Origin of the sequence: Nocardia sp. NPDC060220, assembly GCF_042727815.1 — a bacterium.
GTDB lineage: Bacteria > Actinomycetota > Actinomycetes > Mycobacteriales > Mycobacteriaceae > Nocardia.
In genome coordinates this window covers 1-12,135 of the sequence record NZ_JBHWZY010000106.1, presented here as the reverse complement: position 1 = coordinate 12,135, position 12,135 = coordinate 1, and the positions used below count along the sequence as shown (strand labels likewise).

Here is a 12,135-nt window from a genome sequence, read left to right as displayed (position 1 = left end):
ATCCTTCGGCCTGAATCCCCTGCCGCACGGCCTGTTCCACCAGTGTCTGCCCGGGCTGACGTATTGGCTTCTCCGACAGGATGATCGCGCCCAATCGCTCCACCCGCCGGGCCACCACATCACCGCCGTCCCACCGCACCTCATCGGCCACGACCACCAACCCCGGCGCGGCTTCCCGAGCGAGATCCTCATCGGCGACGGCCGCCAGCCGGATTCGGCCTTCGGCCCGCCCGGGATCACGATCGGCCACCGCCACGGCCAGCCACTCCGCCGCCGCCAGCCCCGACCCCGGCGGCAGCGTCACCGCGGTACCGCCCGCCATGAGAAAGGTGGACGACCCGCTCGCCCGCCGTCGAGCCAACCGCTCCGGCTGCGCCAGCGCGATCAACAGCGCCGCGACCTCCGTTCCGGAGTCACCATCACCCGGTCGACCGGCCACCGAGCCCGAGTTCGATACCTCCGACGAGACATCGACCCGCGCCCCGCCGGAGCTCGACCCCGCACGCCGACCTGCCCCACGCGAGCCGTCAGCCTGTGTGCCGCCGGCAAGCGGTTGGCCGGGCTCGTCGCCGGATGACGTGTTCGTGACGAGCCGTGTCAGGCGCTGAACTTCGCGGGTCCAGCGGGGTGGGCGTCCCCTGCGGAGGGTACGCAAGGCTGCCGCCGCGTCGGCGGTGTCGGCGAGGGAGTCGTCATCCATCAGCACCACCATTTCCGCGGCGGCTTTCGCACCGACTCGGGCGGCGCCGTCGAGGAGCGCGCGGGCGAGGCGGGGGTGAAGGCCGAGCTCGGCCATGGCCTTGCCGCGCGCAGTGATGTGGTCGGCATCATCGAGGGCGCCGAGGGCGCGCAGGACTGTGCGGGCGGCCGCGAGGCCACCTTCGGGCGGGGCGTCCCACCAGGCGAGGCCGGCGCCGTCGGGGGTGCCCCAGCAGGCCAATTCCAGTGCGAGACGGGTGAGTTCGGCGGTCCGGATCTCGGGTTCGGGATAGGCGGGCAGGGTTTGGTGTTCGTATTCGGGCCAGCAACGCCACGCGTGGCCGGGTGCTTCGCGGCCGGCGCGGCCCGCGCGCTGCTCGGCCACGGCAGCCGAGACACGCACTGTCGCAAGACCGGAAAGGCCGCGCCGGTGATCGACACGGGAGACACGGGACAGGCCCGAATCGACGACAGCGCGCACGCCGGGAACGGTGAGGCTGGATTCGGCTACGGCAGTGGACAAGACCACTCGCCGCCGCGCTCCCGGCCGGAGCGCGAGGTCCTGGGCCGCGCCCGCGAGTCTGCCGTGCAGCGGGACTACGTCGACCCCGTCGAGCTCGCGCAAGAGCCCTGCCGTGCGGTTGATCTCGCCGACACCGGGCAGGAAGACGAGCACATCACCGTCGATGGTGGCCAGCGCCGTGCGGGTAGCCCGCGCGACCTGCGCTTCGATCCGCTCGCGGGGCAGGGCGGGCAGGTAGTCCACCTCGACCGGATAGGTCCGCCCGTGTACTTCCAGAACCGGGGCACGCGAATCTCCGGGCCCGGTCTCCTCGGTGCCGAGCAGCTGTGCCAGACGATCCGCGGCCACTGTCGCCGACGTTGCCAGCACCCGCAGATCCGGTCGCAACCCCGACCGCGCGTCGAGCAGCAGCGCCAACAGCAGATCGGCGTCCAGATGCCGCTCGTGACATTCGTCGAGCACCACCGTGACGACCCCCACCAACTCCGGGTCGCTCTGCAACCGTCGCACCAACAACCCCGAGGTCACCACTTCGATCCGCGTCCGCGCGCCGACCTTCCGATCCCCGCGGACCGCGTACCCCACGGTCTCGCCCACCCGCTCCCCCAGCAGTGCCGCCATCCGCGCCGCGGCCGCCCGTGCCGCCAACCGTCGCGGCTCGGCCACCACGATCTTTCCCGCAGACCCGGCCGCCAGCGCCAACGGCACCAATGTGGTCTTGCCGGTGCCGGGCGGCGCGACCAGCACCGCGACACCGCGCTCGGCCAGCGTCGCGGTGATCCGGTCCAGCGCCGGTCGCACCGGAAGGTCAGGCAGTTCGGGAAGCTTCATCGCCGACCAGTCTGCCGGAAAGGTATTTCCCGATCCGCGATCGCTGGTTACCCTGCGGGAGATGAGCATCGAGTTCGCGTTGACCACGCTCGTCATCGTCGCCACGCCCGGTACCGGCGTTCTGTTCACCCTGGCGGCGGGGCTTTCCCGAGGGACGAGGGCGAGCGTGATCGCTGCCTTCGGGTGCACGTTGGGGATCGTTCCGCACATGATCGCGGCGGTCACGGGGCTGGCCGCGCTGTTGAACACCAGCGCGGTCGCGTTCCAGACCCTGAAGTACCTGGGTGTCGCGTATCTGCTGTACATGGCGTGGAATACGTTGCGGGACAAGGGCGCACTGGCGATTCCGGAGCAGCGCACTGCGGTGGAGCCCTCGGCGCGGCAGGTCGTCACCTCGGCGGTGTTGCTCAATATCCTGAACCCGAAGCTGACGATCTTCTTCTTCGCGTTCCTGCCGCAGTTCGTGCCGACCGGCGCACCGAACGCGCTGGGTCGCATGCTCGAGCTCAGCGGACTGTTCATGCTGGCCACGTTCGTGGTGTTCGCGGGCTACGGGGCAGTCGCCGCCGCGATGCGCACCTATGTGCTGTCGCGACCGGTGGTGGTCCGGTGGATGCGGCGGGTGTTCGGTGTCTCCTTCGTCGCCCTCGCGGGACGCCTCGCGGTACAGAACCAGTAGACACAGCAGTGCGGGCCCCGGAATCCGAGGCCCGCACTGTCGGTCGACGGTATTACCCGCGGCGCGTGGCCACCGCGTCGGCCAAACGGTCGAGCTGGGTAGCGGTGGTGTTCCAGTCGATGCACGCGTCGGTGATGGACTGGCCGTAGGTCAGGTCGGCGGCCTTGCCGAGGGTCAGGTCCTGGCGACCCGCGACGAGGAACGACTCCAGCATCACGCCGACCACGCCCTGCTCGCCCGCGGCGATCCGGTCGGCGATGTCGGTGACGACGTCGACCTGCTTGTTGTGGTCCTTGTTGCTGTTGCCGTGGCTGGCGTCGACGACCAGGCGCTGGGCCAGCGACGACTTCTCCAGGCGCAGCTTGGCCTCGGCGCAGGACGCGGCGTCGAAGTTGGTGCCGTTGCTGCCGCCGCGCAGGATGACGTGGCAGTCGGGGTTGCCCGAGGTGCGGATCAGCGCGGAGCGGCCGTCGAGGTCGGTGCCGGGGAAGACGTGGCTGGCGGCGGCGGCGCGCACACCGTCGACCGCGACCTGCACGTCACCGTCGGTGCCGTTCTTGATGCCGACCGGCATCGACAGCGCCGAGGACAGCTGCCGGTGCACCTGGCTGGCGGCGGTGCGGGCACCGATCGCGCCGTAGGAGACCAGGTCGGCGATGTACTGCGGAGTGATCGGGTCGAGGAACTCACACGCGACCGGCAGGCCGAGGGCGGTGATGTCGACGAGCACCTTGCGGCCGATGCCGAGGCCGGTGTTCACGTCGAACGAGCCGTCCAGGTGGGGATCGTTGATCAGACCCTTCCAGCCCAGCGTGGTGCGCGGCTTCTCGAAGTACACGCGCATCACGATGTGCAGCCGGTCGCTCAGCTCGGCGGCCTTCTCGGCCAGCTTGCGGGCGTATTCCAGCGCGGCGGCGGGGTCGTGCACCGAACACGGGCCGACGATCACCATGAGGCGGTCGTCGTCGCCGTTGAGCACGTCGACGGTGGCCTTGCGGCCCGAACGGACGGTGTCGGCGAGGGCGTCGGTGATCTGGTGGACCATGCGGACCTCGGCGGGCGAGCGCAGAGGGCTCACGCTGAGGGTGCGCTGGTCGTCGAGATCAGAATGCCGCGAGTCGACATCGGCTGCGGTGGTCATGAGATGTGGGTCCTTTTCGTTAAGAGGCCGACCCACGGAAATCGCTACCGTCGAGCCGGGCGTTATCCGGCTCGAGGTGGAGGAAGTCAGCGCGCAGGGTCGCAGACCGGCCCACCCAGGGCCGGATAGCTAAACCAGAAATATGCGCGCTGCATGCCGTGGACTGTACCACCGGTAAAACGCCGAAAGGTGAGCCATGGTTGCCCGACGTGTGGACCGTCACATCGCGCCCCTCCGCCGAACCGGCGCGAAGCCCTTGACCTCTACCTTGCTCGAGCTTCTAGCGTCGATGGTCGAGGAAAGGAAAACGACTGTGACAACATTGGTTACGGGCGCGACCGGCAACACCGGCCGCCAGGTGGTACGGGAACTCGTCAGCCGTGGCGAGAAGGTCAGGGCGGTGACCCGCGACGCCGACGCCGCACGCGCACTCCTCGGCCCGGAGGTGGAACTGTTCACCGGGACCCACAACGTGCCGTCGACGCTCGACGATGCGTGGCACGGCGTCGACCGATTGCATGTGACGGTGACCAACGGTCTCGCCGACGTGGGGGCCGAGCTGATCGGCAAGGCCATCGACGCCGGCGTGCGCCGCATCACCGTCGTCTGGGGTGGCGGCGTCGGCCCGGTCGAGCAGGCGATCGCGGAGTCCGGCGTGGAATGGACGCGGCTCGAGCCGCAGGAGTTCATGTCGAACACGCTGACCTGGCTCGAGCCGATCCGGACCGACGGCGTGGTGCGGGAGCCGTACGCCCATCCGAGCGCGCTGGTGCACGAGGCCGATATCGGCGCGGTGGCCGCCGTCGCACTGCTGGAAGACGGGCACGCGGGCCGCGCGTACAACCTCACCGGTCCTCAGGCGCTCACACCGCCGGAGCGGCTCGCGATTCTGGGGCAGGCGGCGGGCCGCGAGATCACCTTCGCCACGATCACCCATCGGCAAGCGGTCGAACGGCTGACGGCGACCGGGGTCTCGCAGGCCGACGCCGATTATGTGATCGGCTGGTACGCCGAGTCGAGTCCCGAGTCGTACACGGTCGACCCGACGGTGGAACAGGTACTCGGCCGACCCGCGCGCACCTTCGCGCAGTGGGCGGCCGAGCACGGGCACCGGTTCGCTTGATCAGCTCCACTGACCGGGGACGTAGTCACCGGCCGGGGTGTGGGCGATGGCGTTGAGCCGGTTCCAGGCGTTGATCATCGCGATGGCGGCGATCAGACCCGCGATCTGGTCGTCGTCGTAGTGCTTGCGGACCTGGGCGAAGGTGTCGTCGGAGACGTGGCCGCCGTCGGCGGTGCGGGTCGCTTCCTCGGTGAGGGCGAGGGCGGCCCGCTCCGCCTCGGTGAAGACATTGGTCTCCCGCCAGGCGGCGACCAGGTTGATCCGCACCGCGGTCTCGCCCGCGTGGGCGGCGTCCTTGGTGTGCATGTCGACGCAGTAGCTGCAGCCGTTGATCTGCGAAGCCCGGATCTTCACCAGTTCATAGGTGGCCTTGGGCAGCGGTGAATCGTCGATGACCTTGCCCGCCATGACCATTCGCTTGCTGAAGCTCGCGGTGATGGCGTTGCCGTAGAGGTTGAAGCGCGCTTCCATGATGACTCCTTCGTCGTGGGGTTCACAGAGACGACGAGGCAGCTGCGCACGGTGTGACATCGGCGCGTGTGACGCCGATCACCGAATCAGATCAGGCCGCAGAGCTTCTCGGAGAGCTCCCACAGTTCGGAGGCGACCGTGCGATCCTTCGCCGAGCGCGCACTGCCCGCGAGGGCAGGGTTGCCGCGCAGCCCGAGGAAGCCGTCGGGGCCGTAGAACGCGCCGGGCGTTACATCGGCGGTGGCGGCGAACAGCGTGGGCAGCGCACCCTCTTGCGCGGTGGGAGCGAGCGTGCGGTTACCCAGCCACATGATCGCGTCCTGGATGGACTCGGTGTGGGACATGAGTTCGGTCGCGGCGTAACCGGGATGCGCGGCCACCGAGATCACCGCGGCGCCCTCACCGGCCAGGCGGCGCTGCAACTCGAAGGCGAACATCAGATTGGCCAGCTTGGACTGGCCGTACGCGAGCCAGCGGTCGTAGCGGCGCTGCTCCCAGTTGGGATCGGCCAGATCGATCCTGCCGATACGGTGCGCGACGCTCGACACCGTCACCACCCGATCGGTGAGGCGATCCAGCAACAGGTTGGTGAGCGCGAAGTGGCCGAGATGGTTGGTGCCGAACTGCATTTCGAAACCGTCGGCGGTACGACGCAACGGCAGAGCCATGACACCGGCGTTGTTGATCAGCACGTCCACGCGCTCGATCGAATCGGCGAAGGCGCGCACCGAGTTCAGGTTCGCCAGGTCGAGTTCACGGACTTCGGTCGCACCGCGCAGCCCCGCGGCCACCCGCTCGGCCTTGGCGGTGTCGCGACAGGCCAGGATCACGCGCGCACCCGCCTCGGACAGCGCCCGCGCGGTGGCGGCGCCCAGACCGCTGTTGGCACCGGTGACGATAATCGTGCGGCCGGTCTGGTCCGGCAGGTTCGCGGTAGTCCACTTGCTCACTGGTGAAAGTCTAACGACGCTGGGGAAATGCGCGAATCGGCAAGGGCCGGTGCGGGGTTCGCCCCAGCGTCAGGTGTCGGCATCAGGACTGCGCGAGGATCTCGTCGTCGGTCATCGCGGCGACTTCCAGATACATGCCGGCGACCGCGTCCAGCCTGTCGGCGGCACCGGATTCCGCTTCCCGCCGCAACATCCGTGCCGCGAGACCTTCGATGGTGCGGGCGGTGAACAGGTCGGCGACGATGGTGTCGGGGGCATCGAGCCATTCGCGGATGCGGGCCACCGCGGTGGTGGCGAGCACCGAATCGCCGCCGAGGGCGAAGAAGTCGTCGGTGACACCGATCTGGTCGGTGACCAGCACCTCAGCGACGACCGCGGCGAGCGCGCGTTCGAGATCGGTGCGCGGCGCCACGAATTCCTCGGTGCCCTCGCCCTTGTCGAGGACCGCGCGGATGGCCTTGCGGTCCGGCTTGGCGTTCGAGGTGAGCGGCAGCTCGGCCAGCAGTTCGAGCCGGGTCGGCACCATGTAGACCGGGACCAGCTCGGCGGTCGCGGCGAGCACCGTGTCGACGTCGAGGACCGTGCCCGGGGTCGGCACCACCAGCGCGACCAGTTTCGGGGCGGCCGTTCCGACCACCGCGGCGACCGCGTGGCGAACACCGGGCACGGCGCGCAGTGCGCTCTCCACCTCACCCAGCTCCACCCGGTAGCCCCGGATCTTCACCTGGTGGTCGGCGCGGCCGAGGAACTCCAGGCCGCCGTCGGGCAGGTAGCGGGCCAGGTCGCCGGTGCGGTACCAGCGCAGACCCTCGTGGGTGACGAAACGGTCGGCGGTGCGATCCGGGTCGCCGCGGTAACCGGTGGCCACACCGTCCCCACCGATCCACAGCTCGCCGCTGACCCAATCGGGGCAGTCGTTGCCCGCCGGACCGACGACGCGGCACTGCACGTTGCGCAACGGGGTGCCGTAGGGGACGGCGGTCCATTCGACGGGAACCCGCGCGTCGACGACCTCGCAGATGGTGGAGTGGATCGCGGTTTCGGTGGCGCCGCCCAGACCGGCGAAACGACTGTTCGGGGCCACTGCCGCCAGACGTGCGGGGAGGGCGACGTCAACCCAGTCACCGCCGAGGATCACCGTGCGAAGTGAGGTGAGGGGCCCGGACGGCGTGGCGGTAGTGGATCCGGTGCCCGGGTCGAGCTGCGACGCCGGGGCGGCGGTGAGCAGCATGTCGAGCAGGCTCGGTACACAGTTGAGCAGCGAAATCTGGTGGCGGCGAACGAGTTCGACCCAGACGGCGGAATCGGTGCGCTGCGCGTCGTCGACGGTGACCACCGCGCCACCTGCGGCGAGCAGACCGAAGATGTCGTAGACGGAGAGGTCGAATTCGAGCGCCGAGAGGGCAAGCGCCCGGTCGGCCGGGCCGAGGTCGAAGCGCTCGTTGAGGTCGTCGATCGTGTTCATCGCGGCGCGATGCGGCACCTCGACGCCCTTGGGCTTGCCGGTGGAGCCGGAGGTGAACAGCACGTAGGCGGTGTTCTCCGGATCGCCGAAGACGGGGCGCGCCAACGGTTCCGCATGCGTGCGAGCCTCGGCGAGGTCGATCGCACGGGCGTCGGGAATCCGCGCACCGCCGACCGTGAGCACGGCGACAGCGTCTGCGGTGCTGAGGATTTCGGCGCGACGAGCGGCGGGCTGATCGAACCCGATCGGCACGTACACCGCACCCGCCGCGAGCACACCGAGCACCGCGACGACCTGGTCGGGGCCCTTCGGCAGCTGTACCGCGACCGAATCACCGGGCGTCACACCGGCTTCCCGCAACGCACCGGCCACCGCCAGCACGTCGGCGGCCAGCTCGCCATAGGTCAGCTGCCCGGTCGGCTCCCACAGCACGGCGGGCGCGGACGGATTCGTGGCCGCGTTCGCGAAGAACCCGGTGTGCAGCAACCCGCCGCTCACCGGCCCCGCGGTGGCGTTCACGCGCGCCCGAGTAGCGGCCTGCTCCACCGGAATCCGTACACCGGCCTCGGCCTGCCACCCCGCTCCCCCGGCGAATCGTGTATGCCCGGCCGCCGCGGGCGCCACCGGCGAGGTCTCCTCGACCCCAGCGGGCTCGACTGCTGTCGGCTGCGCACCGCCGGACTCCGACGAATCGGCCGATGCCTCGGCGAGTTCGGAAGGCCGGCCGCCGAGACGTTCGATCGCTTCGATGTAGCGGGCGAACATAGCGTCGACGACGCCGGCGGGGAAGGCGGATTCGCGAATGTCCCAGTTCAGCAGCAGACCGCCGCGGACCTCGGTGATCTGGGCGTCGAGGAGAACCTGCGGGCCCTGGGAGATGATCCAGACGGGGTCGCCGAAGGTGTCGGTGACGGTGTCGGGGAAGAGTTCGCCGAGGTTGAGGGCACTGGTGTAGACGATGGGAGCCAGGACCGGTTCCCCGCGATGACGGCCGAGGTCGCGCAGGACCTCCAGACCCGAGTACGCGGAGTGCGCGCCTGCCTCGTGCAGGCGTTGCTGCAGGGCGCGGGCACGGTCGGCGACGGTGGCGGGCGCGGTGACATCGACTTCCAGCAGAACCGAGGAGGTGAAGTCGCCGACGACACCGTCGACCTGCGGGTGCGCCGGTTCACGGTGGAACAGTGGCAGATTCAGCAGGAAGCGGCGCTGGGCCGACCAGCCGCCGATGGTTTCGGCGAACACCGAGGCCAGGGCCATCGCCGGGGTGATGCCGCGGGCGTGGGCGGCGTCGAAGACCTGTGCTTTGGCCTGGGGGGAGAGCCAGCGGTGCAGGCGGATCGTGCGGTTGGGATCCGAGATGTGCTGGGCCGACGGCAGTTCCGGCGCACCCGGCAGCTCGCCCAGGCGATCCTGCCACCAGGCGCGGTCACGGGCCCGCTCGTCGGCGAGGGCGCGCGCACCCTGCCCCGGGCCCGCGGCCGCGTCGGGCTGCGGTGCGGCGGCGTTGTCCGAACCGTGGGTCGCGGCGCTGTCGCGCCGGTGCTCGGCCAGGTACTGGCGGAAGGTGTAGTCCTGCGGCGGAAGCTGTTCGCCGTGGTAGAGCCGGGCGAGGTCGGTGATGAGGATGCGGTAGCTCATCGCGTCGGCGGCGAGCATGTCGACATCGAGGTGCAGGCGGGTGCGGCCGTCGGCGAGGCGCGTCAGCGCGATATCGATCACCTGGCCGTCTTCCACCGCCATCCGCTGATGCGTTCGCGCGCTGCGCAACTGCGCCAGCCGCTGCTCGGCTTCGTCGGCGGAGGACTCGCGCAGATCGGTCACGCCGAACACGGCGCGGCCGGGCCGGTCGAGAGTCTGCTGGGTGCCGTCGGGCAGGAACCCGGTGCGCAGCATGGGATGGCGAGACAGCAGTTGCTCGACCGCCTGCTCGAGCCGCTCGGGATACACGTCGGCGCCGTCGAATTCGACGTAGAGATGTGCCGCCACACCGCCGAGTTCCTGCGCGTCGGAGCGCCCGATCCAGTACGCGTGCTGCATCGGCGCGAGCGCGAACGGCGTGCCGTCGTCGGGAACGATCAGGGGTTCGCTCGCGGACGTGTCGAGCTCGCGGGCGGATTCCCCGGTGGCCGGTTCGACGGCGTCCGGCACGCCGCCACGTGCCGCGAGGTCCTCGGGGTCCGCCCCGTTGAGCAGGGCGTGCCAGGCGTCGACCGTGGGGTGGGCGGCCAGCAGGGCGAAGTTCACGGCGATGCCGCGCTTGCGCCAGGCGCCCGCGAGCTTCATGGTGCGGATGGAGTCGAGGCCGAGCTGGATCAGGTCGTCGGCCTCGGCGACGGCCTCGGGGGTGATGTCGAGATGGCGGGCGATCGCGGCACGGATCTCGGCGCGGTCGATCCCGGCGCCGCCTGCGGGTGCTGTCTCCATCTGCCGATCACTCCTTGCTCGCCGCCCAGCCGGGACGGATTCGGTACTGCCCGGCGGCAGCCTACTCCATTGAGATAGGGTTGCCTAACCTATGCAGCATTCTATGCGGTCGGACCCGCGGCACCAGCCGCCGAGAATTCAGTGAGGCAGTACGTGACGTCGACATCGGCAACCGGCCACCACGAGGGCTACGTCCCCTTTCCCGAAGCCGCCGCGCAGGAGTACCGGGGCGCGGGCTATTGGACCGGGCGAACGCTCGGCGACCTCCTCCGCGACACCGCACGGACCCAGCCACAGCGACCCGCGGTGCTCAGCGACGCCGGTGCGCAGACCTACGCCGAACTCGATGCCGCCGCCGATCGGATGGCGCACGGATTGCTGGCCCTCGGCCTCGCTCCCGGTGACCGCGTGATCGTGCAGCTGCCGAACATCCCCGAATTCGCGACGGCCCTGTTCGGTGTGCTGCGCGCGGGGATCATCCCCGTCCTCACCCTGCCCGCGCACCGCCGCGCCGAGATCGAGCACCTGGCCGCGCTGTCCGAAGCGGTCGCCTACCTCATCCCCGACCACCTCGGCGACTTCGACTACCGCGAGCTGGCCACCACCGTGCAGCAAGCGGTGCCGAGCCTGCGCCACGTACTGGTAGCAGGAGATCCTGACAACGGGGACGGCACGGCATCCGGATTCGTCGCGCTGGATTCGGTTGCTCGCGACGGTGATTCACTGCCCGAGATCGATCCGTCCGACATCGCGGTGATGCTGGTCTCCGGCGGCACCACCGGCCTGCCGAAGCTGATCGCGCGCACCCACGACGACTACGTCTACAACGCGACCGCCAGCGCGCAGGTCTGCGAGCTCACCCCCGACGACGTCTACCTCACGACACTGCCCGCGGCGCACAACTTTCCGCTGGCCTGCCCCGGCATCCTCGGCACCGTCGCGACCGGCGGCGCCATCGCCTTCACCCTCGACCCCAGCCCCGAGGCCGCCTTCGCCGCGATCGAGAAGCACCGGGTGAGCGTCACCGGCGTCGTGCCGCCGCTGGCCCAATTGTGGAGTGCGGCCGTGGATTGGGAAGACGCCGACCTGAGCTCGTTGCGCTTGCTCCAGGTGGGCGGCGCGCGACTGGCCGAGGTGAACGCCCGCGATGTCGAGCCCGCACTGGGCTGCACCCTGCAGCAGGTGTTCGGGATGGCCGAGGGGCTGCTCAACTACACCCGTCTCGACGATGACAAAGAGCTGGTGTACACCACCCAGGGCCGCCCGCTCTCCCCCGCCGACGAACTGCGCGTCGTCGACGCCGACGGCAACGACGTCGCCCAGGGCGAAGAGGGCGAACTGCTCACCCGTGGCCCCTACACGCTGCGCGGGTATTACCGTGCGCCCGAGCACAACGCGCGCGCCTTCACTCCCGACGGCTTCTACCGCAGCGGCGACCTCGTTCGCCGACTGCCCAGCGGCCACCTCGTCGTGAGCGGCCGGATCAAGGACGTGATCAACCGCGGTGGCGAGAACATCTCCTGCGATGAACTCGAGGAGCACCTGCTCGCCCACCCCGCCGTCCGCCATGCCGCCGCGGTCGGCCTGCCCGACGCCTCGCTGGGCGAAAAGGCCTGCGTGGTCCTGGTAGTCACCGGCGAGCTACCCGCCCTCGGGGAGATCAAGTCCTTCCTCACCGAACGCGGCCTGGCCACCTACAAGCTCCCCGACCTGGTCCGGCAGGCGGACGCCCTGCCGATCACCGCGGTCGGCAAGATCGACAAGAAGGCGCTGCGAGCCCTGCACGGCTGATCCGCGAAACGGCGGCCCACCCCGCGAAGGGTGGGCCC

Annotated in this window: 8 protein-coding genes; 3 read left to right on the top strand and 5 right to left on the bottom strand. The window is 70.0% G+C overall.

Translation table 11 applies throughout. The features are described from left to right. Positions 1 to 2,053: ATP-dependent RNA helicase (locus tag ACFWF3_RS08225; protein WP_379313015.1), on the bottom strand; the 2,053-nt coding region annotated here is incomplete at its 3' end. 61 nt (positions 2,054 to 2,114) lie between these two features. Here ACFWF3_RS08225 and ACFWF3_RS08220 point away from each other — a divergent pair. Continuing rightward, positions 2,115 to 2,732 (top strand): LysE family translocator, encoded by a 618-nt coding sequence (locus ACFWF3_RS08220; RefSeq protein WP_378990528.1) that lies wholly within the window; start codon positions 2,115 to 2,117, stop codon positions 2,730 to 2,732. Between the two features lie 52 nt (positions 2,733 to 2,784). On the opposite strand, the gene ACFWF3_RS08215 is transcribed toward ACFWF3_RS08220, so the two are convergent. Continuing rightward, a complete protein-coding gene (locus tag ACFWF3_RS08215; protein WP_378990529.1) occupies positions 2,785 to 3,873 on the bottom strand; it encodes a 3-deoxy-7-phosphoheptulonate synthase in 1,089 nt (362 codons plus the stop codon). 313 nt (positions 3,874 to 4,186) lie between these two features. On the opposite strand from ACFWF3_RS08215, the gene ACFWF3_RS08210 reads away from it, so the two are divergent. Then, on the top strand, positions 4,187 to 4,996 hold the full coding sequence (locus tag ACFWF3_RS08210) for an NAD(P)H-binding protein (RefSeq protein ID WP_379313013.1): 810 nt from the start codon (positions 4,187 to 4,189) through the stop codon (positions 4,994 to 4,996). Here ACFWF3_RS08210 and ACFWF3_RS08205 read toward each other — a convergent pair whose 3' ends face one another. From ACFWF3_RS08205 to ACFWF3_RS08195, 3 genes are all read right to left on the bottom strand, one after another. Next, complete coding sequence (locus ACFWF3_RS08205; RefSeq protein ID WP_378990531.1) at positions 4,997 to 5,467, bottom strand: carboxymuconolactone decarboxylase family protein; 471 nt, start codon at positions 5,465 to 5,467, stop codon at positions 4,997 to 4,999. It abuts the gene before it with no gap. 86 nt (positions 5,468 to 5,553) lie between these two features. Further along, on the bottom strand, positions 5,554 to 6,417 hold the full coding sequence (locus tag ACFWF3_RS08200) for an oxidoreductase (RefSeq protein WP_378990532.1): 864 nt from the start codon (positions 6,415 to 6,417) through the stop codon (positions 5,554 to 5,556). Positions 6,418 to 6,499: 82 nt separating this feature from the next. Continuing rightward, positions 6,500 to 10,306, bottom strand: a complete 3,807-nt coding sequence (locus ACFWF3_RS08195) for an amino acid adenylation domain-containing protein (protein WP_379313011.1) — start codon at positions 10,304 to 10,306, stop codon at positions 6,500 to 6,502. A 153-nt stretch (positions 10,307 to 10,459) separates the two neighbouring features. On the opposite strand from ACFWF3_RS08195, the gene ACFWF3_RS08190 reads away from it, so the two are divergent. Then, positions 10,460 to 12,097, top strand: a complete 1,638-nt coding sequence (locus ACFWF3_RS08190; RefSeq protein ID WP_379313010.1) for a (2,3-dihydroxybenzoyl)adenylate synthase — start codon at positions 10,460 to 10,462, stop codon at positions 12,095 to 12,097. Positions 12,098 to 12,135: the final 38 nt, after the last annotated feature.

Bases quoted from the DNA above. Each gene is read 5' to 3' on its own strand.
- ACFWF3_RS08220 (WP_378990528.1), top strand. From the start codon at position 2,115: ATGAGCATCGAGTTCGCGTTGACCACGCTCGTCATCGTCGCCACGCCC.
- ACFWF3_RS08215 (WP_378990529.1), bottom strand. From the start codon at position 3,873: ATGACCACCGCAGCCGATGTCGACTCGCGGCATTCTGATCTCGACGAC.
- ACFWF3_RS08205 (WP_378990531.1), bottom strand. From the start codon at position 5,467: ATGGAAGCGCGCTTCAACCTCTACGGCAACGCCATCACCGCGAGCTTC.
- ACFWF3_RS08195 (WP_379313011.1), bottom strand. From the start codon at position 10,306: ATGGAGACAGCACCCGCAGGCGGCGCCGGGATCGACCGCGCCGAGATC.